Source organism: Photobacterium rosenbergii (assembly GCF_003026455.1).
In the GTDB taxonomy this organism is placed as follows: domain Bacteria; phylum Pseudomonadota; class Gammaproteobacteria; order Enterobacterales; family Vibrionaceae; genus Photobacterium; species Photobacterium rosenbergii.
This window is the reverse complement of the sequence record NZ_PYMB01000026.1, coordinates 1-24,347: the sequence shown is the minus strand read 5'-3', so window position 1 is coordinate 24,347 and position 24,347 is coordinate 1. Positions and strand designations below refer to the sequence as shown.

Here is a 24,347-nt window from a genome sequence, read left to right as displayed (position 1 = left end):
ATTACTTAAGCTTTAGCACGCTCTTCTAGCATTGCAACCGCTGGAAGTACTTTACCTTCAACGAACTCAAGGAACGCACCGCCACCTGTAGAGATGTAAGAAACGTCAGCCTTGATACCGAACTTGTCGATAGCCGCTAGAGTGTCACCACCGCCTGCTACAGAGAAACCTGCAGATTCAGCGATTGCTTTAGAGATACCTGCAGTACCCGCTTCGAAGTTCTTGAACTCGAATACGCCTACAGGGCCGTTCCAAAGGATAGTTTTTGCGTTGCCGATGATTTCAGCAAGAGCTGCAGTTGACTCAGGACCTAGGTCGAAAATCATGTCATCGTCAGCAACTTCTGTAACGCTCTTGATTTCAGCTTCAGCGTTCTCGTCGAATGCTTTCGCACAAGCAACGTCAGTTGCAACTGGGATTGCACACTCTTTCATTAGCTTCTGAGCAGTTTCAACTAGGTCAGCTTCGTATAGAGACTTACCTACGTTGTGGCCTTCAGCAGCGATGAAAGTGTTTGCGATACCACCACCAACAACTAGCTGGTCAGCAACTTTAGATAGAGACTCAAGTACAGTTAGCTTAGTAGAAACTTTTGAACCACCAACGATAGCAACCAATGGGCGCTCTGGGTTGTCCATTGCTTTACCTAGTGCTTCTAGCTCAGCAGCAAGAAGAGGACCAGCACATGCAACAGGAGCGTAAGTACCTACACCGTGAGTAGACGCCTGTGCACGGTGAGCCGTACCAAATGCGTCCATTACGAATACGTCACATAGTGCAGCGTACTTCTTAGAAAGCTCTTCTTCGTTCTTCTTCTCGCCTTTGTTGAAGCGAACGTTTTCAAGAACAACTAGCTCGCCAGCGTTCAACTCAAGACCGTCTAGGTAGTCTTTTGCTAGCTTAACGTCGCAATCTAGAGCGTCGTTTAGGTAGTTAACAACAGGCTGTAGAGAGAACTCTTCCGCGTACTCGCCTTCAGTTGGACGACCAAGGTGAGAAGTAACCATTACTTTTGCGCCAGCTTCTAGGCACTGCTTAATAGTTGGCAGAGATGCAAGGATACGTGCATCAGAAGTTACTTTACCGTCTTTCACTGGTACGTTTAGGTCCGCACGGATGAATACGCGTTTACCTGCTAGTTCCAGATCAGTCATCTTGATTACAGACATGGTTTGTCCTCTCAACATTGATTAATTTAAAGTCAAAGTTTTTGTCGGCCCGGCGTCACTGCCAAGCCCAATAATTCTTACATCTATTTACTCGGCAACCTTATCGGTAGCCTGCATTGCCAGGGCGGTGTCTAGCATCCGGTTGGCAAAGCCCCATTCGTTATCACACCAGACCAACAGCTTGATAAGATGCTGATTACTTACACGGGTCTGGGTACCGTCGACAATCGCGCTATGGGGATCGTGATTGAAGTCTATCGAGACAAGTGGCGCTTCTGTGTAATCCACTATGCCATCTAATGTACAACGAGACGCCTCGGCCAGTGATTGATTTACGTCATTAACTTTCACATTTGTTTTTACAGTGACACTTAAATCCATCGCAGTGACGTTAATTGTCGGTACGCGCACAGAGATGGCTTCGAATTTGTCAGAAAATTTCGGAAAGATACGACCAATACCCAGATGAAGTTTAGTATCAACGGGAATAATCGACTGGCTGGCAGCTCGGGTCCGGCGTAAATCGCTGTGGTAAGCATCGATGACCTGCTGGTCATTCATCGCCGAGTGGATAGTGGTAATGGTGCCGGATTCAATCCCGAAGGCTTCATCCAATACCTTGATAACAGGGACAATACAGTTGGTGGTGCAAGAGCCGTTGGAGACAATGTGATGCTCAGCTTTGAGCGAGTCATGGTTCACACCATAGATAATGGTATTGTCGATATCATTTGCAGCAGGGTGAGAAAATAACACTTTCTTGGCGCCCGCTTTGATGTGGGCTTCACCGTCGGCACGACTTCCGAAGATGCCGGTACAGTCCAGGACAATATCGATGTCGAGGTCTTTCCAGGGTAGTAAGTGAATGTCGCTTTGGTGGAGGATACGGATACTGTCCTGTTCGCCGTTTTCATGAGCAATAAACAAGTGCTCCTGATCATGGCTGACAGGCTTGAAGAAGCGTCCGTGACTAGTGTCATACTGCAGCAGATGAGCCATAGCTTCAGGCTCAGCCAATTCGTTGACTGCCACGACGTCGATGTGATGATCTTTACCGCTCTCGTACAGTGCGCGAAGCACACTGCGACCAATACGGCCAAATCCATTAATTGCGACTTTTAGTGTCATATCCGTGCTACAAAATTAATAAGCCGCGTTAGTGTATAACAAGCTAACTTGATAATCACCATAAATGTGAGCAGAGTCACCCAAGAGAATAAATTGCTATATTTTCATTAACTTAAAATGAAAACCTTGTATTTTTGCTGGTCTTTACCATTGACCTATAGCGTGACAATGATCACGTTTTATATAAAAAAGCCCTCATGCCGGGGCTTTTTTTTTCATAGTTCGAAATAAATAAGCAAATGCCGAGTTGCTCCCCTGAACAGCCTTGTCATATAATATACCTAAAGGGCGTCCAGCACCTAGAAAGAACAATATGACGAGTTTTTCTGCAAACAACAGGCTTCTTAATGATTCCTTTTGTTGTAAATATCCAACTACATTATCATCGAAAATTAAATCATTACTTACTATAGATTGGATGTTTAATTAAGAAAAATAAGAAATATAAAACAATAAAAGGTGAAACAAAAAAACCCACCATCGAAAAATACATTGTTAGAACAGGAGCAAACCAAACCAGAATAAAAACAACACTGCTATGATAATTTGAAAAAAAACCACCAAACCTACATATTAATATAGCAATAACACCTGTTAATGCGGCCATATCATAATTATGCACATATGGACTAACTAAATATGTCGCTACAACTAAAATCCCCCCTTTAATAGCACTGTCATAATTTGACCTAAAAGTGAAAATGATAATAACTGTTGAAATAAGCATTGATATAGCCTGAACGATCCAAGCTAAAGTTAAATTACCAAAAGTTTCTCTAACCATTATAAATGGAGATACTTGCATCATTATCCCCATTCCTTTACCATTCTCAATAAATGAACGAGCATAAGCTAACGCACCTTCTCCCCACCATGCACTCCAAACCTCTACTCCCATAACGATAACAGTGAGTGATATAAAGGCTATCGTCGTAATAACAGCAGATAGGAAAGCTTTCCAATTATTACTAGCTATAAGTGCAATAGGAATAAGAAGGCCTAAATGTGGTTTAATCGTCAATATACCAAAAAGAAAACCTGCTAAAACAGGTTGCTTATCTAATGCTCTAACTCCACCTATTAGCAGTGCTGCCACTAATAATCCATTTTGGCCGAATATAAAATTAAGAATAGTTGTAGGTGCTAAAATTAAGACAATCAGCCATAAGTTGGTTTTTTCGTCTTCAGAGCCTATATAAAATGAGCTCAAGAATACCGTTAACCCCAGAATGCTCCATATAATAAGAGCAGAATTATAACTTAAGACTCCAAATGGTAGCAATATTAGTAAATTTTGCGGAGGATATGCAAAGTTAAATACTACACCACTCTCTTTCACAACCTGAGGGGCATAATTAATAAACTTATCCGTGTTATATATTTCAGTAAAGTTACCATCAAGGCCTAATCGAGCCGCAGTCCAAGAATGTAAAAAATCTCGTCCCATAACTTGCCCACGAGATAGCTCGCCATAAAATAAGTCAATGGTATCTACGTATGCAAATGAAAATGTAATGATTACGCCAACAATAAACCAAAACAGTAACCTTTTAGACTCATCTGATGAATGTTCCATATCCACCCCTTATAAAAAAAGCCCCTATAAATCATAGGGGCTTTTTTCTAAAAGGTAGAATTTTATTATGCCAACAGCTCTTTCGCTGTGTTTACCACGTTTTCAGTGGTGAAGCCGAACATTTTGAATAGCTCGCCAGCTGGTGCTGATTCGCCGAAGGTCGTCATACCGATGATACGGCCGTTGAAACCTACGTACTTGTACCAGAAGTCAGCAATACCCGCTTCGATAGCAACACGAGCTGTTACGTCTGATGGCAGAACTGCTTCACGGTAAGCGGCATCTTGCTTGTCGAATGCATCCGTTGATGGCATTGAAACAACGCGAACTTTCTTACCTTCTGCAGTTAGCTGTGCAGCAGCTTCTACCGCTAGCTCAACTTCAGAACCGGTTGCGATAAGGATAAGCTCAGGCTTGCCTTCGCAATCTTTCAGGATGTAAGCACCTTTAGCGATGTCAGCAACCTGTGCTTCGCTACGCTCCTGCTGAGCTAGGTTCTGGCGCGAGAAGATAAGCGACGTTGGGCCGTCTTTACGCTCGATAGCCAGTTTCCATGCTACTGCAGACTCAACCTGGTCACATGGGCGCCATGTGCTCATGTTTGGCGTCAGGCGTAGAGATGCCATCTGCTCAACCGGCTGGTGAGTCGGGCCATCTTCACCCAAACCGATAGAGTCGTGGGTGTAAACCTGGATGTTCTGCACTTTCATCAGTGCAGCCATACGCATTGCGTTACGTGCGTATTCCATGAACATTAGGAAAGTTGCACCGTATGGTACGAAGCCACCGTGTAGCGCGATGCCGTTCATGATTGCTGTCATGCCGAACTCACGCACACCGTAGTGGATGTAGTTACCAGAGAAGTCGTTAGCTTCTAGCGACTTAGAACCAGACCACATAGTCAGGTTAGAAGGTGCTAGGTCAGCAGAGCCGCCCATGAACTCAGGAAGCATCTGGCCGAACGCTTCTAGTGCGTTCTGAGAAGCTTTACGTGATGCGATGTTTGCTGGGTTAGCTTGCAAATCAGCAATGATAGCGTTCGCTTTTTCTTCCCACTGTGCTGGTAGCTCACCGTTTACACGGCGCTTGTATTCAGCTGCTAGCTCAGGGTAAGCCGCTGCGTAAGCTTCGAACTTCTCGTTCCAAGCCGCTTCTTTGGCTGCGCCTGCTTCTTTCGCATCCCACTCAGCAGCGATGTCTGCAGGGATTTCGAATGGACCGTGGTTCCAACCTAGGAACTCGCGTGCTGCTGCGATTTCGTCGTGGCCTAGTGGCGCACCGTGACAGTCGTGAGAACCTGCTTTGTTTGGTGAACCGAAACCGATAATCGTCTTGGTACAGATCAGCGTAGGACGCGGATCTGCTTTAGCCGCTTCGATAGCCGCGTTGATAGCGTCTGCATCGTGGCCGTCTACCGCTGGGATTACGTGCCAGCCGTAAGCTTCGAAACGCTTAGGCGTATCGTCAGAGAACCAACCTTCAACTTCACCGTCGATTGAGATGCCGTTGTCATCCCAGAACGCGATTAGTTTACCTAGGCCTAGGGTACCCGCAAGCGAACACGCTTCGTGAGAGATACCTTCCATCAGACAGCCGTCACCCATGAACACGTAAGTGTGGTGGTCAACGATGTCGTGGCCTTCACGGTTGAACTGAGCAGCAAGGGCTTTTTCAGCCATCGCCATGCCCACACCGTTGGTGATGCCTTGGCCTAGTGGGCCAGTTGTTGTTTCAACACCCGGTGCGTAACCGTATTCTGGGTGACCCGGTGTTTTAGAGTGCAGTTGGCGGAAGTTTTTCAGATCGTCGATAGACAGATCGTAGCCAGTAAGGTGAAGCAGAGAGTAAATCAGCATTGAACCATGGCCGTTCGACAGGATGAAACGGTCGCGGTCAGCCCACTCAGGGTTTTGTGGGTTGTGGTTCATGTGGCCACGCCACAGTACTTCAGCGATATCAGCCATACCCATAGGTGCACCAGGGTGGCCAGAGTTAGCTTGTTGAACACCGTCCATGCTTAGGGCACGGATTGCATTAGCAAGATCTTTACGAGAAGACATGTCTGCTCCAGAAATTCGTAGACGTTGAATATTCGGCTCCCCTCACCGTCATTGGTTCAGGCAAGCCGCAGTTCGGCGGGCGGGTATTGTCGCAAAGACTGGGCTATAACTGCAAACGATTTCCTGAGAAAAATAAGTTCTATATCAAGGTAATGATGGTAATAGCCCCTCAATAAACAAGGCAACTAACTGTAATAAAAGCGTTACAGGGAAAACGTTTGCTTATGGATTGGCTTCAATATCCCTATCGATTGCAAGTTGATTTTCGAGCAACAAAGAGTATTATAGCCGTCTAGACGGAGGTAGCTCTATACATACAAACGTATATCCGTATGCAAGTATGTGACCATCAAACATGGTTCAAGAGCCCGAGAACATCAACTAACACATATATTTATGGGAGCGCTCATGTCGAAGCACCTGTTTACTTCTGAGTCAGTATCAGAAGGTCATCCAGATAAAATTGCTGATCAGATTTCAGATGCAGTATTGGATGCGATCTTAGAGCAAGATCCGAAAGCACGTGTTGCGTGTGAGACTTACGTAAAAACCGGTATGGTAATGGTTGGTGGTGAAATCACTACCTCTGCTTGGGTTGATATCGAAGAGCTAACTCGCGAAACCGTTCGTGAAATCGGCTACACCCACTCTGACATGGGCTTCGACGCTAACTCTTGTGCCGTACTAAGCGCAATCGGTAAGCAGTCTCCAGACATCAACCAAGGTGTTGACCGTGAAGACCCACGTGAACTAGGTGCTGGTGACCAAGGCATCATGTTCGGTTACGCGACCAACGAAACTGACGTATTGATGCCAGCTCCTGTCACTTACGCTCACCGCCTAGTAGAGCGCCAGGCAAAAGTACGTAAGAACGGTGCCCTTCCTTGGCTTCGCCCTGATGCAAAAAGCCAGGTTACCTTTGCCTACGACCAAGGCAAAATCGTTGGTATCGATGCTGTAGTACTTTCTACCCAGCACTGTGACAGCATTGAGCTACCAGTACTGCAAGAAGCAGTAATGGAAGAGATCATCAAGCCAGTTCTACCTTCAGAGTGGCTGAACAAAGACACCAAGTACTTCATCAACCCAACCGGCCGTTTCGTTATCGGTGGCCCAATGGGTGACTGTGGCCTGACTGGTCGTAAGATCATCGTTGATACCTACGGCGGTGCAGCTCGTCACGGTGGCGGTGCATTCTCTGGTAAAGATCCATCGAAAGTTGACCGTTCAGCAGCATACGCAGCTCGCTACGTAGCGAAGAACATCATCGCGGCTGGCATGGCTGACCGTTGTGAAATCCAGCTTTCTTACGCAATCGGTGTTGCAGATCCAACATCTATCATGATCGAAACATTCGGTACTGAAAAAGTGTCTCACGACATCATCGTAGAAGCAGTACGCCAGCACTTCGACCTACGCCCATACGGCCTGATCGAAATGCTTGACCTATTGAAGCCAATGTACAAGAAGACAGCGGCATACGGTCACTTCGGTCGTGAAGAGTTCCCTTGGGAAAAAACTGACAAAGCCGATATCCTACGCGACTTCGCTAACATCAAGTAAGCGCTCGGGATTGATAGAAAAAAGGAAGCTTCGGCTTCCTTTTTTGGTTTTTGAAGGAGCGGTTCTGGGTTCTGGGTTCTGGGTTCTGGGTTCTGGGAGCGTTCATTGATAGTGACAAAGCGTCAAGCTCTTCGCTCTTATTCTTTCGCTCTTCCCGCTTTTCCCGCTTTTCCAAGGACCCCGTGCCTAGGGCCGGTCTTCCCTCCCGCCGCTCTTCAACCTATACTCCCCTGCTCCACCAGCAAGCCTTGGAAACAACAATGACCGTCCTGCAACAACAAGTGATTGACCGCGTTAAACAATGTATTGCCCAAGCCAACCGACGCCTCAACAAACGCTTGGTGATGCCTGAGGTTTACTTTACCCAACGCGGGAAAATTGCCGGTAGTGCCCGGTTGCAAGGCTGGGAGGTACGGTTCAATCCGGTGCTCATGAAAGAGAACCCGGAAGCCTTTCTCAATGAGGTCGTACCGCACGAGGTCGCCCATCTGGTGGTATTCAAGTTGTTTGGCAAAGTTAGGCCGCACGGTAGGGAATGGCAGGTCATCATGCAGGAAGTGTTCGGGGTTGCGCCGCGTACCACCCACAGTTTCGATGTCAGCTCGGTACAGGGCCAAACTTTCCTCTACCGCTGCCAGTGCAGTGAGCACCAGATGACGGTTCGCCGTCACAACAAGGTCCAACGGGGCCAAGCACACTACCGTTGCCGCCAATGCGGACACACCTTGGCCTTCCAGCAACATAGCCAATAACCCCTTGCTTGGTTAATCCCTACTTCTGGCCCCCGAAACCAACCAGGCAAAAGATAGCGGCAACCCTAATTTTAGCTAGCTGGGTATAAATTTCCGTTTCCCCCTTGTTTTTCTCGCTTGGTGCGTCCATTTCTTATCCATGTACCTGCAAGGTATGACCAACAGCCTGCAATCAGCCGGAGAGTTGATATAATGCAGCCAGAATACAACCAACGGGTTACGAGATAGCCATGAGAATCCCACGAATTTACCACCCGGAGTTATTACCAAACTCTGGAATCGTTATGCTCAGCGATGATGCCGCCAACCATGTCGGCCGTGTCATGCGCATGCAGGCCGGTCAGGAAGTCCTACTGTTTGATGGCAGCAATGCCGAGTTTCCGGCCGTGATCACCAATGCCAGCAAAAAAAGTGTGGAAGTGGAAATCCAGGCTCGTAACGAAAGCAGTGTCGAGTCCCCGCTGGATATCCATCTAGGCCAAGTGGTATCACGTGGTGAGAAGATGGAATTTACCATCCAGAAATCGGTCGAGCTTGGTGTCAATACTATTACCCCGCTGATTTCTGAACGTTGTGGCGTAAAGTTGAATGCCGATCGTTTCGAAAAGAAACTCCAGCAGTGGCAGAAAATCGCCATTGCCGCCTGCGAGCAATGTGGCCGCAATACCGTGCCGGAAATCCGCCCGATCATGAAACTGGAAGACTGGTGCGCCGAGCAATATGACGGCCTCAAGCTCAACCTGCACCCTCGCGCAAACTACTCTATCAATACCCTGCCAGCGCCTGTCAGCAAAGTACGTCTGTTGATTGGCCCGGAAGGCGGCTTGTCTGCTGAGGAGATCAGCATGACAGAAGAATACAAATTCGACGAAATCCTGCTTGGCCCGCGCGTGCTCCGAACCGAGACAGCCGCGATGACAGCAATCACAGCCCTGCAAGTCCGCTTCGGCGATCTTGGCTAATGCCCCAGGAAATAATTAGGAGAAAGCAATGATCAAACTGGGTATCGTGATGGACCCTATTGAGTCTATCAACATCAAGAAAGATTCCAGCTTTGCCATGATGTTGGAAGCCCAGCGCCGTGGTTGGGAAATCCACTATATGGAAATGAATGACCTGTCACTGGAGCAAGGCAAGGCAATGGCCCGCACCCGTGTCGTCAGCCTGAAAGAAGATCCGAACGGCTGGTTCGAGTTCCATAGCGAGCAGGAAATCGCCCTATCCGATCTGGACGCGGTATTGATGCGTAAAGATCCGCCGTTCGACACCGAATACATCTACGCCACCTATATCCTTGAGCGTGCCGAAGATGAAGGCGCTCTGATCGTTAACAAGCCACAGAGCCTACGTGACTGTAATGAAAAGCTATTCACCGCTTGGTTCCCGGAACTAACACCGACTACAGTCGTTACCCGTCGTGCCGATAAAATCAAAGCTTTCCATCAAGAGCATGGTGATGTGATCCTCAAGCCGCTTGACGGCATGGGCGGTTCGTCTATTTTCCGCGTGATGAAAGGTGATCCGAATGTCTCTGTGATCATCGAGACCCTGACCAACCATGGCCAGAACTACTGCATGGCCCAGACCTTCGTGCCGGATATCAGCAACGGCGACAAGCGTATTCTGGTTGTCGACGGCGAGCCAATGCCTTACTGCTTGGCCCGTATCCCGGCTAAAGGCGAAACCCGTGGTAACCTAGCTGCAGGCGGCCGTGGCGAAGCTCGCCCAATTAGCGAGACTGACCGTAAGATTGCCGAAACTGTTGCACCTGTGCTGAAAGAGAAAGGGCTGATCTTCGTCGGCCTTGATGTTATCGGCGACAAGCTAACAGAAATCAATGTCACCAGCCCGACCTGTATCCGCGAAATCGAAGCTGCTTTTGATATTTCTATCACTGGCAAGCTGATGGATGCTATCGAACGCCGCATCAACGCTTAATGCGCTAATTCAATGCAGCCTGATCATTTCACGCCCAAGGTGAAACTGGTTAGGCTGCGTGAATCATTAAAATCCTCTCCCTTTAATACCAATTCTGTTAATTAGTCGGCATACTGTAAGTAAGTCGATCGGTTGTAGGTATCTTTCCATGAATTTGACTAACCACTTTCTGGTAGCCATGCCCAAGATGCAAGATCCTAATTTCAAAGGAAGTGTTGTCTACATTTGCGAGCATAACGACGAAGGAGCAATGGGCATTGTCATCAACCTGCCGATTGAGATTTCGGTAGGCAATATGCTTGACCAAATTGAAATTGAGCGCGAGTTGCCCGTAAGGGATCATTCTTGCCTTGAGCAACCGGTATTCAATGGTGGCCCGGTATCTGCCGACCGCGGTTTTGTCCTGCACAACCGAGTTGGCCGCCTGAGCTCAAGTATCGATGTCACCGATGAGGTCTCGATCACTACCTCCAAAGATATTCTCTCGCTACTCGGTACCAGTGAGTCACCGGATAATTTCCTGGTTGCCCTTGGCTATGCTGGCTGGGATGCAGGACAACTTGAGCAAGAGCTCATTGAAAATGTCTGGCTGACAACAGAAGCCAACACCGATGTAGTGTTCAATACCCCGATAAATGAACGCTGGAACAAGGCTATTGCCCAGCTAGGTATCACTGCTACTCACCTTTCCACAGAACAAGGACACGCATGAGTCAATCTCGCAGCGTACTCGCTTTTGATTACGGTACGAAAAGTATCGGTGTTGCTATCGGCCAAGAGCTGACCGGCACCGCTAGCCCACTTGCCGCCCTGAAGGCAAAAGATGGGGTCCCAAATTGGGATGACATTGAAAAAATTCTCAAAGAATGGCAACCGGATTTGGTGGTTGTCGGGCTGCCACTGGATATGCAGGGCGGAGAACTGGAGGCCATCACCCCACGGGCCAAAAAATTCGCCAACCGCCTCCATGGCCGTTTTGGCTGTCAGGTCGAGTTGCATGACGAGCGCCTGAGTACAGCTGAAGCCCGCTCCGATCTATTCGATCGCGGTGGTTACCGTAACCTCAGCAAAGGCAATATCGACTCGCAGTCAGCCGTGGTGATCCTAGAAAGCTGGTTCGAACAGCAGTACGGATAAAAAAGCAGAGCCTGGGTTCCAGCGACTGGAACCTAGGTATTTTCATCCCCCTACTACCCTCCACTCAAACGTACAGCTTTTTCCGCTCTATTCAGCAAAAAGCGATCGCCTTTTAAGATCTTGCCTTGTCTACGCCACATAGCCCCCGAAGCTTAAGGGGTGATCAGCTTGTACAGCTTTTGGACTATTTGAACCCGAAAGCTCATTTACCTGTACACCTAAATCCAAGCCATTTTAATGATCTTAAATTTCAATATCTTATGATAAGTGATCAACAAAAAAAGCATTAGGATCATAGTAACCCCAATGCTTTCGGTTCATGGCAGGAATACTGGGTGGATCTAGCCCATATCTACCGTTACGCCGGACAACGAGTTGTTGCTCAACTGGTTTTTGCTGCCAACCTTGATCATCAAGCGCAGATCATTGGCGGAGTCGGCATGGTGCAACGCATCCTGCTCGGTGATCTTCCCTGCGCTATAAAGTTCATAAAGTGATTGATCGAAAGTCATCATGCCTGACTCGTTTGACTTCGCCATCGCCTCTTTGATCTCATGCAACTCACCCCGGCGGATCAGATCCGCGACCCGCGGGGTGTTAATAAGAAGCTCGAAGGCGCCGTGACGGCCAACACCATGGGCGTCCGGGATCAGTTGCTGAGCCAGGATGCACTTGAGGTTTAGTGATAAGTCGAACAAGAACTGCTCGCGACGCTCTTTCGGTACCAAATGTAGGATTCGCTCCAATGCCTGATTGGCATTATTGGCATGCAGCGTTGCCATACAGAGGTGGCCGGTCTCGGCAAAGTTCATCGCATACTCCATGGTTTCAGGGGTACGGATCTCACCGATCAAGATCATATCTGGCGCCTGGCGCAGGGAGTTTTTCAGTGCGACTTCATAGCTTTCAGTATCTAACCCCACCTCACGCTGGGTAACGATGCATTTATTGTGCTTGTGAACAAATTCGATCGGATCTTCCACCGTCAAGATATGCCCGCTGCGGTTGGCATTACGGTAGCCGGTCATTGCCGCCATTGAGGTGGATTTACCCGAACCGGTCGCCCCAACCACCAATACCAACCCCCGCTTGGCTAGCGCCATTTTCTGCATATCCATTGGTAGGTTCAGCGAGAAAAAATCTGGGATGTCGGTTTCAATACGGCGGATCACCATTCCCGGCAATTCACGCTGCCAAAAGGCACTGACCCGAAAACGGAGATCGCCTCTTACCAAGGCAAAGTTGGCTTCTTTGGAAGCGCGGTAATCCGCCTCCTGTTCGTTATCCATTGCCTCGGTAAACATTTTCTCGACCGCATGGAGGTCAAGCGTTTCGCCTAGTGGGTGTAAGTTGCCATCGATACGCAGCAAGCAAGGTGAATCTACCGTGATATAGAGATCCGATGCCTTACGGCTAACCATCTCATTAAGTGCATGTTGCAAAGTCATCGCTATCTATTCCCCATTAAAACTGCGAAAAGCTTGAATCAACCACCCGACGGCCTTCATCAGTATCCACCAACCCCTGCGCCACCAGCATCTTCACACTCTGCTCCATGGTTTGCATTCCCATCGCTGAGCCGGTTTGGATCATCGAGAACATCTGGGCCACTTTATCCTCGCGGATCAAATTGCGGATCGCCGGAGTGGCCATCATCACCTCATGGGCAGCGATACGACCGCCGCTGGTACATTTCAGCAAGTTCTGCGAGACCACAGCGCGAAGTGATTCAGACAGCATTGAGCGCACCATCGCCTTGTCATTGCCCGGGAACACATCAATGATCCTATCTACGGTTTTCGCCGCCGAACTGGTATGCAGAGTACCTAGCACCAAATGACCGGTTTCGGCAGCGGTCAATGCTAGGCTAATCGTTTCACGGTCACGCAACTCACCCACCACAATGACATCCGGATCTTCACGTAACGAAGAGCGCAGGGCATTGTGAAAGCTATGGGTATCGCGGTGTACTTCTCGCTGGTTGATCAGGCAGCGTTTGCCGGTATGTACAAACTCCACCGGGTCCTCGATGGTCAGGATATGGCGGTTGAAGTTCTCGTTGATGTAATCCACCAGCGCGGCGATGGTGGTCGATTTACCCGAGCCTGTCGCTCCTGTCACTAGTACCAGGCCGCGTTGGCATTGCGCAATCTGGTAGAACACATCGGGCACACCCAGTGACTCCAGCGTCGGGATATTCATTGGGATGGTCCTGAACACTGCCGCACTCCCCCTTGCCTGTTTGAAGGCGTTGACACGAAAGCGGCCGACATCGGGCAACTCGAAAGAAAAGTCGACTTCTAGCCGCTCCTCGAACTCCCGTCGCTGGGCGTCATTCATTATGTCGAAGACCAAACGGTGAACTTCACCATGCTCGAGAGCCGGTAAGCTCAGCTTGCGCACATCACCATCTACACGGATCATTGGAGGAACACCCGCTGAAAGGTGCAGATCAGAGGCGTTATGCTTTACACTAAAGTCCAGTAGTTCGGTGATATCCATAAATTTTCCCCACAGAATCAATTATGAATAGTATCAAGCAAAATATTGAACAGGTCATCAACCAGATCGGCCTGGCAGCAGAAAAATGCGGTAGAGATGCCGAAACAGTGCAACTGCTTGCTGTAAGCAAGACCAAACCGATCGCAGCCATCGAGCAGGCAATCGCAGCGGGCCACACCGCTTTCGGTGAAAACTATGTCCAAGAAGGCGTCGAGAAAGTCCAATACTTTGCCCAGCAAGAGGCTGGCCCGTCACTCAGTTGGCACTTCATCGGCCCTATCCAGTCCAACAAAACCCGCCCGATTGCCGAGCATTTTGACTGGGTCCACTCGGTAGATCGCGCCAAAATAGCCCGTCGCCTGAGCGAACAGCGCCCAGCAGGTATGGCACCGATCAATGTCCTACTTCAGGTCAACACCAGCGGTGAAGACTCCAAATCGGGACTCGCTTTCGAACAAGTCGCCGCACTGGCAGACGAAGTTGCAGCGATGCCAAACTTGGTATTGCGTGGCCTGATGTCTATCCCGCAAAAAGCCGATGATTACGACAGCCAGCTTGCTGCCTTCTCAAGCCTTGCCGAGGCCATGGACAAACTCAAAGGCAAACACCCACAACTCGATACCCTATCAATGGGAATGAGTGGTGATCTTGATGCCGCAGTTGCTGCTGGCAGCACAATAGTCAGGATCGGTACCGCAATTTTTGGTGCCCGCGATTATTCAGCTAAACAGTAAGCGAAGCGCTGGCTATAATAGCCACACAATTATAACGTCAAGGAAGGACGTCAACGTCCCTCCCGGCCTTGAATACACAGAGGATGTAACATGGAACAACGCTCGATTGCCTTCATTGGTGCCGGTAACATGGCCCGCTCTATCATCGCCGGCCTTGTTGCCAGCGGCTATGCGCCAGACAAAATCACCGCTACAGCACCAAGCTCAGCCCGTCGTGAGCCGCTGGCCCGTGATTACGGAATCCACACCACTGACAACAACCTGAGCGCAGCATCGGACGCCGATGTTATTGTCCTTGCGGTTAAGCCTCAGCTCATGGAAGAAGTTTGCCGCCCACTACAGATCCTCGACTTTTCCGGCAAGTTGGTGATCTCCATAGCGGCAGGCATCGGTGCCGAGCGACTCAACGAAATGCTTGCCACCAACTTGAACCTGGTACGCGTAATGCCAAATACCCCATCACTGATTGGTAAGGGCATGAGCGGCCTTTATGCATCCAACTCCCTTAACTCTAACGACCGTCAATTTGCCGAAAACTTAATGAAGGCTGTCGGTGAGGTGTGTTGGGTCGAGCAAGAGGCTGGCATTAACAGTATTATTGCCGCAGCAGGCAGTGCCCCAGCTTATTTCTTCCTGTTCATGGAAGCGATGCAGGAAGAAGCCATCAAGCAAGGCTTCAGTGCCGAGCAAGCCCGTATGCTGGTTCAACAATCAGCCCTTGGCGCTGCAGAAATGGTGGTCGCCAACCCGGAAACTGATTTGGCAACGCTTCGTGCGCAGGTTACTTCAAAAGGCGGCACAACCGCTGAGGCAATCCGCACTTTCAACGAATGCCAACTTAGTGATACCGTAGCTAAAGCAATGCGTGCTGCCGTTTCCCGCGCTGAAGAAATGGAAAAATTATTTTAAGGTTAGTATATGAATTCAATTGGTTTTCTAGTCAGTACCCTATTTGATCTCTACATTATGGTTGTGCTGCTGCGCATCTGGCTCCAGTGGGCGCGTGCCGATTTCTACAATCCGTTTTCACAGTTCATCGTCAAGGCGACCCAGCCGGTTGTCGGTCCACTACGTCGCATCATCCCATCGATAGGTTCACTGGATGTTGCCACCCTGCTGTTTGCCTACGTCCTGAGCATGGGTAAATTCATTATCCTGCAATTGGTATTGGGTGGCGGCTTCATGTTCACGCCGGAGTATTTCTGGATCGGTGCCCTGTCGCTGCTCAAAGCAGCCGGTGGCCTGCTGTTCTGGGTACTGCTACTTCGTGCAATCCTGAGCTGGGTCAGCCAGGGCCGCAGCCCAGTTGAATACGTAATGCATCAGCTAACTGAACCGATGACAGCCCCTATCCGTCGTATTATTCCAGCAATGGGCGGTTTGGACCTGAGTGTACTGGTCCTTTTCATTGGCCTGCAGTTCGCAAACTTCCTAATCGGTGACTTCGTTGGTCCTATCTGGTACCAGCTATGAGCCAACAGGCTGCTTACCGCGACGGTGATGATCTGATCCTGCGACTGTATATTCAGCCCAAAGCCAGCCGCGACCAAGTGGTTGGCCTACATGGTGATGAAGTCAAAGTCGCGATCACCGCACCGCCGGTAGACGGCAAGGCCAACGCCCATTTGGCAAAGTACCTGTCTAAGCAGTTCAAGGTCGCCAAAGGGCAAATCGATATCGAAAAAGGAGAGCTGGGGCGTCACAAACAAGTACGTATCACCGCTCCGAAAGCAATACCCGAGCCGATTCAGGCTCTGCTGTAAGCGAAAGAAACCTCCAGCCCGGCGTCCTTCCAGACGCCGGGCTGTTTTTCATCAGAACCTTTCGTCACAACTATAATGGAATTAGCAATACCCACTAACAGTGCAGGGATTACTCTGCGAGGTGCGTATAGAAGGATAATAAAATGACTCGTCTTTTCAGCCTATTTGCCCTATTCATTTCCTGCCTCAGCGTCAGCTTTTCTGCCAGTGCCGGACAATTCAAAGATATAGAGAATCTCGAAGTCCACTATTCCAGCTTCCCGTCGACCTTCCTGACCCCGGAAGTAGCCAGTACCTACAACATTCAGCGCAGCCGCTATTCCGCGGTTATCAATGTCACCGTGCTAAAGAAGGATCAGGAGGGAAAACCGGCTGTGGCTGCAGTGCTCAATGGCCAGGCCAAGAATTTACTCGGCACGGTCAAAAACCTCTCCTTTCGCGAAGTCAGGGAAGGTAATGCCATCTATTACATCGCCGAGATCAAACATGCCAACGAAGAGCGCTTCAGCTTTTCCATTGATGTCTCCCACAACGGTACCCGTGGCAACATCGAGTTTGACCAGACTTTTTATGTCGACTGATCTAAGCATTTCACCGCAATCAGCGATAGCAATGACAGGGGGGCCTCGCGCTCCCCTTTTATTTTCCGGGCAGTGAGATAATATAGCGCCCTCTTAATTGCGAGGAACTGTGATGAGCAAATTAGTACTGGCCACTGGTAACCAGGGCAAAGTAAAAGAAATGGCTAGCCTTCTGGCCGATTTTGGCTTTGATGTGGTCGCCCAAAGCGATTACAACGTCTCTTCGGTTGCCGAGACCGGCACCACCTTTATCGAAAACGCCATTATCAAAGCCCGTCACGCAGCCAAGGAAACTGGCCTACCAGCGATTGCTGATGACTCAGGCCTAGAAGTGGACTACCTCAAAGGCGCACCGGGGATCTACTCTGCCCGCTTTGCAGGCATTGATGCCTCTGATGAAGAAAACTTGCAGAAGCTACTTAAAGAAATGGAAGGCGTTGCAGATGAGCAGCGTACTGCCCGTTTCCACTGCGTATTGGTCATGATGCGCCACGAAAACGACCCTACCCCGCTAGTTTGCCATGGCAGCTGGGAAGGTAAGATCCTCACTGAAACCCACGGCGAAAACGGCTTTGGCTACGACCCGATTTTCTGGGTGCCGGAAGATCAGTGTTCTTCTGCCGAGCTAGAGCCAACGCGCAAGAAACAACTGTCACACCGCGGCAAAGCCCTTGCCAAGCTGTTTGCTGCCCTGAAGGAAGCATAAATCATGCTAGTACCACCGCCACTGAGCCTGTATATCCACATCCCATGGTGTGTCCAGAAGTGCCCTTATTGCGACTTCAACTCCCATGCACTGAAAACCGATATTCCCGAGCTCGACTACATCGATGCGCTTATCGAAGATCTCGATACCGACTTAGCAAAGTACGGTTTGGCAAGCCAGAGCCGTGAGCTGCATTCTATTTTCATTGGTGGTGGTACCCCGAGCCTGATCTCCGCACCGGAGATCGGCCGTTTGCTCGAAGCCGTCAAACAGCGGATCCCCTTCAGCAACGATATCGAAATTACCATGGAAGCCAATCCGGGTACTGTCGAAGCCGGACGCTTCAACGCCTACCGTGAAGTTGGCGTCAACCGTATCTCAATCGGCATCCAGAGCTTCCAAGATGAAAAACTCAAGCGCCTTGGTCGTATTCATGGTAGTCGTGAGGCTATCACCGCTGCTGGCCTTGCCCAAGAAGCCGGGCTTGATAGCTTCAACATCGACCTGATGCACGGCCTGCCAGATCAAAGCATCGAAGATGCCTTGTCGGATCTCAAACAGGCGATAGCCCTTGAGCCTCCTCACCTGTCTTGGTACCAACTCACTATCGAGCCCAATACCCTGTTCTATTCCAAGCCGCCAGTGCTGCCGGATGACGACGACCTATGGGAAATCTTCGAGCAAGGCCATAAACTGCTGGCTGAAGCAGGCTACGTCCAGTACGAGATTTCCGGCTATAGCAAACCGGGCCGCCAGTGCCGCCATAACCTGAATTACTGGCGTTTCGGGGATTACCTCGGCATAGGTTGCGGTGCCCACGGCAAGCTGAGCTTTGCCGACGGTACCATTACCCGTACCGTCAAGGTCAAGCACCCACGCGGCTACCTCAACCAAAGCAAGCCATATCTGGATCAGGAAACCCAAGTTGATGCCAGCGAGCGCCCGTTTGAGTTCTTCATGAACCGCTTCCGCCTACTTGAGGCTTGCCCGAAACAAGATTATGTCGAACGTACCGGATTGCCACTAACAAGCATTGAAGGGCCGATCAATTGGGCGCTAGAGCAGAACTACCTCGAAGACAGAGGTGATGAGTGGCAAATCACCGAGCACGGTAAGTTATTCCTCAACGACCTGCTAGCAGCCTTTGTTGACGAAGAGGATGAATAGGGCTACCTCGGATTACTTTTGCAAATAAAGCGGTGGCAATTTAATAGGATAAGATTTCAAAGCTTACCCGCCATGGACGGCGGGTTAGAGCGACAAGGATGTCTTCACTGCGTCTTTGAAATCTTGTCCTGTTGAATTGTATATTGCGCAACTCAATCGAGCGTCACACTCTGCCAGCGTTTGAGGGCGGGGATTTGTGATTGGATTTCACTTTCTTTAGCCTGGCGCATCGCCACCCGATCACACAGTTCCTGATCGATTAACTGTGAGTGGGATAAGGTGTAAGGTAAATCATCGAGCATAAGGCGGTGGTAGTCAGCCAGCAGCGCAGATTGGTCATCGCTAAGCATCACTTTGTGGACACCAAAATAGAGTTGTCCGCTGGGCTTGATCATGAAACTCTCGCCACCGAATTCCAGATTGAGCGCCCCGTCCTGCATACTCAGGCTATTGTGCCACTCCATCTGGCACACAGGCGCTTCATTGGCCTGCACGCCCAATGACAAGGCAAACCCGGCAACCGCTAATTTAACCCCACAAACTCGCAACAGCATAAGCCTCTCCCCATAACCGGGGTAGGCCAAGGTTAGTATGCCTTAGTTACCCCGTTAAAAGATTGAACGGCCGATCCGCTCGGCCAGCAATTCAAGGGCGGCTGTGCCAGCCAGAGAGTTACCCGAAGGATCCAGCTCTGGCGACCATACGGCGATGGTCATCTCACCCGGTACGATAGCGATGATCCCACCACCGACACCGGATTTGCCCGGCATACCAACCCGATATGCAAATTCTCCAGCACCGTCGTACAACCCACAGGTCGCCAGCAGTGCATTCATTTGCTTACACTGAGTCTGGTTGATAATTGTTTTTTTTGCACCCAAAGGAAGCCCTTTATTTGCCAAGTAACTGAAAGTTTTGGCCAAATCAACGCAACTCATTTTCAGCGCACAATAGCTGAAGTAATTGGTCAGGACCGGCATCACTTCATTATCGAAATTACCAAACGAGCGCATCAAGTATGCAATCGAAGCGTTGCGGTCACTGTGCTGCATCTCCGATGAAGCCACAACCTTGTCGTAGCAAATATGCGGGTTCTGGGCGAGCTTGCGCACTAACTCAAGCATCCGGTATTGCGGCGCAGACAGGCGGCTGTGCAGCAGATCAGACACCACCAAAGCCCCAGCATTGATGAACGGGTTACGCGGGATACCGTTTTCCAGCTCGAGCTGGATCATGGAATTGAAAGCATGGCCTGATGGCTCTTTGCCAACCCGCTGCCAGATTTCTTCCGGTTGGTACAAGGTCATCGCCAACGTCAGGCTCAGAGCCTTGGAGATCGACTGGATCGAGAAGCCTTCTTCGCTATCACCAGCCTGAATAATTTCACCATCGTTATAACACACAGCAATCCCCAGTTTGTTGGCCGGAACCTCCGCCAAAGCCGGGATATAATCAGCCACTTTTCCTTTGCCGATCAGCGGTCTGACTTCATCTAAAATCTCGTTTAGCAACTGCTCTGTTGGTTTCATTACTTTTCTCCAAGGATAAAAAAGCCAACACGAGGTTGGCTTTTTTCGAACAACTGGTGCACCTGAAGGTGCTTGGCAATACCTTGCCTCAATACGCCTGAAAACTTACTCAGTGCGCTCGTATTTCATGTCCCATACGCCGTGGCCCAAACGGTGGCCGCGAGCTTCGAATTTAGTCAATGGACGATCTTCTGGACGTGGGATGTAAGGGCCTTCTGTCGCCGTGTTGCGGTAACCCGGAGCTGCATCCATCACTTCAACCATGTGCTCAGCATAGTTTTCCCAGTCTGTCGCCATGTGGAAGATACCACCGATTTTCAGCTTCTTACGTAGCATCTCTGCAAACGCTGGCTGAACGATACGACGTTTGTGGTGACGTGCTTTGTGCCATGGGTCAGGGAAAAACAGCTGCACACAGTCAAGGCTGCCGTCTGGGATCATGTGCTCGAACACTTCCACACCGTCATGGCACATAACGCGTAGGTTAGTCAGACCCGCTTCTTCTGCACCCATCAAACAAGCACCAACACCAGGGCTGTGTACTTCGATGCCGATAAAGTTTTTCTCTGGTGCGTTCTTTGCCATCTCAACCAAAGAGGCACCCATACCAAAGCCGATTTCCAGCGTTACAGGGCCTTCATTGTTGAACACTTCTTTCCAGTCCAGCATATGCTGAGCGAAGTCGATACCCATTGTCGGCCAGTTATTTTCCATGGCCGCTTCCTGGCCCTTGGTCAAACGACCTTCGCGACGAACAAAGCTACGTACCTTACGTACTAGTTTGCCGTCTTCGGTAAATTCGTTCAGGGTAACCTCACCTGACTTTTTTGAAACTTCGCTCATGCTTACTATCCAAACAAAAAAGAAACGGAACGGCATTATCCAAAGTTACAGCGCAAGTGCAAGTCTATCGATTGCGACGCCCCTAACTTTGTGGTGCAATCAGGGCCAAAAATAAGACAGGCGAAGACGGCTGTCAGCAAAGTGAGCTTGAAACTGTGACCAATACCTTCTCTGATGCCATTTTAGCGTGGTATGACAAATTTGGCCGGAAAACCCTGCCATGGCAGCAACAAAAGACCCCCTACAAGGTCTGGCTGTCAGAAATTATGCTGCAGCAAACCCAAGTCGCCACGGTGATCCCTTACTTCGAGCGATTTATCGAGCGCTTCCCGACCGTAGCCGATCTCGCGGCCGCTGAGCAGGACGAGGTGCTCCACTTATGGACCGGCCTTGGCTACTACGCCCGTGCCCGCAACCTACACAAGGCCGCCAAACATATTGTCGACCATCATGGCGGCGAGTTCCCAACGGATATCGAACAGGTTATCGCCCTACCGGGTATCGGCCGCTCGACTGCAGGTGCCGTCCTGTCACTGTCACTCAAGCAGCACCATCCTATCCTTGATGGCAACGTAAAGCGGACCTTGGCCCGTTGCTATGCCGTCGAAGGTTGGCCGGGGAAAAAGCCGGTTGAAAACAAGCTGTGGGACATTGCCGAGGCCAATACCCCAGCACAGGGTGTAGAGCGCTACAACCAGGCCATGATGGACATGGGAGCGATGATCTGTACCCGCAGCAAGCCCAAATGCGAGCTGTGTCCGGTCGCCGAGCAGTGCGAAGCCAAAGCTCTGGGCCGCCAAGCCGACTTCCCCGGCAAGAAACCCAAGAAAACCCTACCGGAGAAGCAAGCTTGGTTTGCTATCTTCCAGTACGGTGAATATGTCTGGCTAGAGAAGCGCCCGCCAGCAGGGATCTGGGGCGGCTTGTGGTGCTTCCCACAACAAGATCAGGCTGATCTTACCCCGGTGATTGAACAACGCCTTGGCCAGCAGGAGATCATCCGTGATCAGGAGCAACTGATCGGCTTCCGCCATACCTTCAGCCACTACCACCTGGATATAGTTCCGGTGAAACTAAGCCTGTCAGAGCAACCAGATTGCATCAGCGAAGCGGGTAACGGCCAATGGTATAACCTCAACCAGCCAGCAGAGATAGGTCTGGCTGCACCTGTACAGCAGATCCTAGAGAGCTTACGCTACGAGCTGAATAGATAGAAGCGTACAAGCGTGGTATAAATAGATATCCAAGAGACTTGGGGATACCCAAGCAAACCCTTATAACGAAGGAACTTCCTGATGAGCCGTACAGTATTTTGTGCCCGCCTTAAGAAAGACGCTGAAGGCCTTGATTTCCAACTATACCCGGGTGAACTGGGCAAGCGCATTTTCGACAACATTTCGAAAGAAGCGTGGGCAGAGTGGCAAGGCAAGCAGACAATGCTGATCAACGAGAAAAAACTGAACATGATGGATCCAGAGCACCGCAAACTGCTGGAGACTGAGATGGTGAACTTCTTGTTCGAAGGCCAGGACGTGATCATCGACGGTTACACGCCGCCGAGCGAATAATTCCGCTAATGCTTCCCCTTAACTCGGTCGTTTAATGCAAGGGAAGCCCCTTAGTCATTCATTCAGGCATCTTTTGTAACTGGTTAGAAAACTAGGCAAACGGTGCCTTTTTCATATTTCGGGAACTATGAAATTACACGCGCTGTTTTTGTCCCTGCTCCTATTGAGCGGCTGTAGCCGGGAGTTTATCGAACAACTCTACGATGTCGACTACACCACCACTAACCGTTTTGCCAATAACCTCGCCCCGCTGCCCGGCCAGTTCACCCAGGATACTGTCGCGCTCGACAGGTTGATGAACTCGTTCAATGGCCAAGTAAAACGCTATTGGGGGGATAACGACTCTCTGGTTGCCAGCAAACGCCAATATGTAAAGTACACCGATGGTTACCAGAGCCGCGCTCATGTTGATTTTGAACGTGGTGTTGTCATAGTTGAAACCGTGGCGAAAACCGAGCCGACCAAGCACCTAAAAGAAGCGATAACCACTACGCTGCTGACCCCGGATAACCCCGGTGGCGTTGACCTCTATTCAGACTCCGCCATCGAATTGAGCGGTAAGCCATTCCTTTACGGTCAGGTGCTTGATAACGAAGGAAAGCCTATCGAATGGTCTTGGCGTGCCAACCGGTTCGCCGATTACTTGATTGACGGCAAGCTGAAAAAGCGCTCGGAACGTTTCCATCAGGTTTACTACGTAGAAATCCCCATGGTAGCCGACCACGCCAACCAGCGTAGTTACAAATACGCCAATATTGTCCGTGACGCCTCACGTCGCTACGGTATTGCCGAAGACCTGATCTATGCCATTATCAAAACCGAGAGCAGCTTCAACCCCTATGCTGTCAGCCATGCCAATGCCTATGGTTTGATGCAGGTGGTACCAAAAACAGCCGGTGCCGATGTGTTTAAGCTAGTGAAAAACAAACCCGGCATACCAACCCCAGAGTACCTGTTTGATCCTGCTAGGAATATTGATACCGGTACAGCTTACTTCTACATCTTGCGCACCCGTTACCTCAAGGATGTCCGTGATCCATTGTCACTGCATTACAGTATGATCTCTGCGTACAATGGCGGAACTGGGGGTGTACTCAATACTTTCCACACAACTGACCGCAAGCGGGCTATGAACGATCTGAACAGTTTGCAGCCAAATCAGGTCTACTGGGCGCTAACCAATAAGCACCGCAATGCCGAAGCAAGACGTTACCTAGAGAAAGTAACCGCGTTCCAGAAAGAGTTTAACCAAGGGAAAAATCTTACGCAGTGACAATGAAATAGTCACAACCAGCATTTCTGGGCAAAAAGCAGGCAACCGAGTGCAACATTGAAATTTTTCTCAAAAAAATGGTTGACGAAAAGAACGAAAAACCGTTTAATAGCGCTCCGTTGCCTCGATAGCTCAGTCGGTAGAGCAGAGGATTGAAAATCCTCGTGTCGGTGGTTCGATTCCGCCTCGAGGCACCATATTCATATTGTGGTGCTTGATAGCAACATGATTTAAAAGATAATTCCCCCTTAGTTCAGTTGGTAGAACGGCGGACTGTTAATCCGTATGTCGCAGGTTCGAGTCCCGCAGGGGGAGCCACTTTAAGTGTGCCGACTTAGCTCAGTAGGTAGAGCAACTG

25 protein-coding genes and 2 tRNA genes are annotated in these 24,347 nt (G+C 49.9%); 18 read left to right on the top strand and 9 right to left on the bottom strand.

Annotated features, from left to right (window positions below; all coding sequences use genetic code 11):
- Window positions 1-5: 5 nt before the first annotated feature.
- From C9J01_RS25420 to tkt, 4 genes are all read right to left on the bottom strand, one after another.
- Window positions 6-1,169 (bottom strand): phosphoglycerate kinase, encoded by a 1,164-nt coding sequence (locus C9J01_RS25420; RefSeq protein WP_107300893.1) that lies wholly within the window; start codon window positions 1,167-1,169, stop codon window positions 6-8.
- 87 nt (window positions 1,170-1,256) lie between these two features.
- The gene (gene epd / locus C9J01_RS25415; protein ID WP_107300892.1) at window positions 1,257-2,297 is read right to left on the bottom strand and encodes an erythrose-4-phosphate dehydrogenase; all 1,041 of its coding nucleotides are present in this window, start codon (window positions 2,295-2,297) and stop codon (window positions 1,257-1,259) included.
- A gap of 400 nt (window positions 2,298-2,697) precedes the next feature.
- Window positions 2,698-3,873, bottom strand: a complete 1,176-nt coding sequence (locus C9J01_RS25410) for a glycosyltransferase family 87 protein (RefSeq protein WP_107300891.1) — start codon at window positions 3,871-3,873, stop codon at window positions 2,698-2,700.
- Window positions 3,874-3,938: 65 nt separating this feature from the next.
- A complete protein-coding gene (tkt, locus tag C9J01_RS25405) occupies window positions 3,939-5,933 on the bottom strand; it encodes a transketolase (RefSeq protein WP_107300890.1) in 1,995 nt (664 codons plus the stop codon).
- A 408-nt stretch (window positions 5,934-6,341) separates the two neighbouring features.
- Here tkt and metK point away from each other — a divergent pair, with 408 nt between their 5' ends.
- The 6 genes from metK to ruvX all read left to right on the top strand — a co-directional run bounded on the left by metK (window position 6,342) and on the right by ruvX (window position 11,323).
- Window positions 6,342-7,496 (top strand): methionine adenosyltransferase, encoded by a 1,155-nt coding sequence (metK, locus tag C9J01_RS25400; RefSeq protein WP_107300889.1) that lies wholly within the window; start codon window positions 6,342-6,344, stop codon window positions 7,494-7,496.
- A gap of 260 nt (window positions 7,497-7,756) precedes the next feature.
- On the top strand, window positions 7,757-8,248 hold the full coding sequence (locus C9J01_RS25395) for a SprT family zinc-dependent metalloprotease (protein WP_107300888.1): 492 nt from the start codon (window positions 7,757-7,759) through the stop codon (window positions 8,246-8,248).
- 230 nt (window positions 8,249-8,478) lie between these two features.
- A complete protein-coding gene (gene rsmE / locus C9J01_RS25390; protein ID WP_107300887.1) occupies window positions 8,479-9,210 on the top strand; it encodes a 16S rRNA (uracil(1498)-N(3))-methyltransferase in 732 nt (243 codons plus the stop codon).
- 28 nt (window positions 9,211-9,238) lie between these two features.
- Window positions 9,239-10,186, top strand: coding sequence for a glutathione synthase (gene gshB, locus C9J01_RS25385; protein ID WP_107300886.1), 948 nt, complete (start codon window positions 9,239-9,241; stop codon window positions 10,184-10,186).
- A gap of 148 nt (window positions 10,187-10,334) precedes the next feature.
- A complete protein-coding gene (locus tag C9J01_RS25380; protein ID WP_107300885.1) occupies window positions 10,335-10,898 on the top strand; it encodes a YqgE/AlgH family protein in 564 nt (187 codons plus the stop codon).
- Complete coding sequence (ruvX, locus tag C9J01_RS25375; RefSeq protein WP_107300884.1) at window positions 10,895-11,323, top strand: Holliday junction resolvase RuvX; 429 nt, start codon at window positions 10,895-10,897, stop codon at window positions 11,321-11,323. The genes C9J01_RS25380 and ruvX overlap by 4 nt, the downstream gene beginning before the upstream one ends.
- Before the next feature lie 341 nt (window positions 11,324-11,664).
- Here the strand turns inward: ruvX and C9J01_RS25370 are convergent, their stop codons facing one another.
- Together C9J01_RS25370 and C9J01_RS25365 are read right to left on the bottom strand one after the other, a co-directional pair.
- Window positions 11,665-12,771 carry a PilT/PilU family type 4a pilus ATPase gene (locus C9J01_RS25370; protein WP_107300883.1) on the bottom strand — a complete coding sequence of 369 codons (1,107 nt, stop codon included), beginning with the start codon at window positions 12,769-12,771 and terminating at the stop codon, window positions 11,665-11,667.
- A 16-nt stretch (window positions 12,772-12,787) separates the two neighbouring features.
- Entirely contained in the window at window positions 12,788-13,825 is a 1,038-nt protein-coding gene (locus C9J01_RS25365) for a type IV pilus twitching motility protein PilT (protein WP_107300882.1), read from the bottom strand.
- A 23-nt stretch (window positions 13,826-13,848) separates the two neighbouring features.
- Between C9J01_RS25365 and C9J01_RS25360 the strand changes: the two genes are divergently transcribed.
- From C9J01_RS25360 to hemW, 7 genes are all read left to right on the top strand, one after another.
- Entirely contained in the window at window positions 13,849-14,559 is a 711-nt protein-coding gene (locus tag C9J01_RS25360) for a YggS family pyridoxal phosphate-dependent enzyme (protein ID WP_107300881.1), read from the top strand.
- A 90-nt stretch (window positions 14,560-14,649) separates the two neighbouring features.
- On the top strand, window positions 14,650-15,468 hold the full coding sequence (gene proC / locus C9J01_RS25355; protein WP_107300880.1) for a pyrroline-5-carboxylate reductase: 819 nt from the start codon (window positions 14,650-14,652) through the stop codon (window positions 15,466-15,468).
- A 9-nt stretch (window positions 15,469-15,477) separates the two neighbouring features.
- Window positions 15,478-16,032 (top strand): YggT family protein, encoded by a 555-nt coding sequence (locus tag C9J01_RS25350; protein WP_107300879.1) that lies wholly within the window; start codon window positions 15,478-15,480, stop codon window positions 16,030-16,032.
- A complete protein-coding gene (gene yggU / locus C9J01_RS25345; RefSeq protein WP_107300878.1) occupies window positions 16,029-16,322 on the top strand; it encodes a DUF167 family protein YggU in 294 nt (97 codons plus the stop codon). The genes C9J01_RS25350 and yggU overlap by 4 nt, the downstream gene beginning before the upstream one ends.
- Before the next feature lie 143 nt (window positions 16,323-16,465).
- Window positions 16,466-16,903, top strand: a complete 438-nt coding sequence (locus C9J01_RS25340; RefSeq protein WP_107300877.1) for a DUF4426 domain-containing protein — start codon at window positions 16,466-16,468, stop codon at window positions 16,901-16,903.
- A gap of 112 nt (window positions 16,904-17,015) precedes the next feature.
- The gene (locus tag C9J01_RS25335; RefSeq protein ID WP_107300876.1) at window positions 17,016-17,609 is read left to right on the top strand and encodes an XTP/dITP diphosphatase; all 594 of its coding nucleotides are present in this window, start codon (window positions 17,016-17,018) and stop codon (window positions 17,607-17,609) included.
- A 3-nt stretch (window positions 17,610-17,612) separates the two neighbouring features.
- Window positions 17,613-18,776 (top strand): radical SAM family heme chaperone HemW, encoded by a 1,164-nt coding sequence (gene hemW / locus C9J01_RS25330; RefSeq protein ID WP_107300875.1) that lies wholly within the window; start codon window positions 17,613-17,615, stop codon window positions 18,774-18,776.
- Window positions 18,777-18,928: 152 nt separating this feature from the next.
- On the opposite strand, the gene C9J01_RS25325 is transcribed toward hemW, so the two are convergent.
- The 3 genes from C9J01_RS25325 to trmB form a co-directional block, all read right to left on the bottom strand.
- Complete coding sequence (locus tag C9J01_RS25325) at window positions 18,929-19,330, bottom strand: hypothetical protein (protein WP_107300874.1); 402 nt, start codon at window positions 19,328-19,330, stop codon at window positions 18,929-18,931.
- A gap of 54 nt (window positions 19,331-19,384) precedes the next feature.
- Entirely contained in the window at window positions 19,385-20,305 is a 921-nt protein-coding gene (glsB, locus tag C9J01_RS25320; protein WP_107300873.1) for a glutaminase B, read from the bottom strand.
- A gap of 105 nt (window positions 20,306-20,410) precedes the next feature.
- Window positions 20,411-21,148, bottom strand: a complete 738-nt coding sequence (trmB, locus tag C9J01_RS25315; RefSeq protein ID WP_107300872.1) for a tRNA (guanosine(46)-N7)-methyltransferase TrmB — start codon at window positions 21,146-21,148, stop codon at window positions 20,411-20,413.
- Window positions 21,149-21,303: 155 nt separating this feature from the next.
- Between trmB and mutY the strand changes: the two genes are divergently transcribed.
- From mutY to C9J01_RS25290, 5 genes are all read left to right on the top strand, one after another.
- Entirely contained in the window at window positions 21,304-22,362 is a 1,059-nt protein-coding gene (mutY, locus tag C9J01_RS25310; RefSeq protein ID WP_107300871.1) for an A/G-specific adenine glycosylase, read from the top strand.
- 81 nt (window positions 22,363-22,443) lie between these two features.
- A complete protein-coding gene (locus tag C9J01_RS25305; protein ID WP_107300870.1) occupies window positions 22,444-22,716 on the top strand; it encodes an oxidative damage protection protein in 273 nt (90 codons plus the stop codon).
- A gap of 127 nt (window positions 22,717-22,843) precedes the next feature.
- Window positions 22,844-23,989: a membrane-bound lytic murein transglycosylase MltC gene (gene mltC / locus C9J01_RS25300; RefSeq protein ID WP_107300869.1), complete on the top strand. Its 1,146-nt coding sequence runs from the start codon at window positions 22,844-22,846 to the stop codon at window positions 23,987-23,989.
- Window positions 23,990-24,110: 121 nt separating this feature from the next.
- Window positions 24,111-24,186: transfer RNA gene (locus tag C9J01_RS25295), tRNA-Phe, on the top strand.
- Between the two features lie 45 nt (window positions 24,187-24,231).
- Window positions 24,232-24,307: transfer RNA gene (locus tag C9J01_RS25290), tRNA-Asn, on the top strand.
- The last annotated feature ends 40 nt before the right edge of the window (window positions 24,308-24,347 follow it).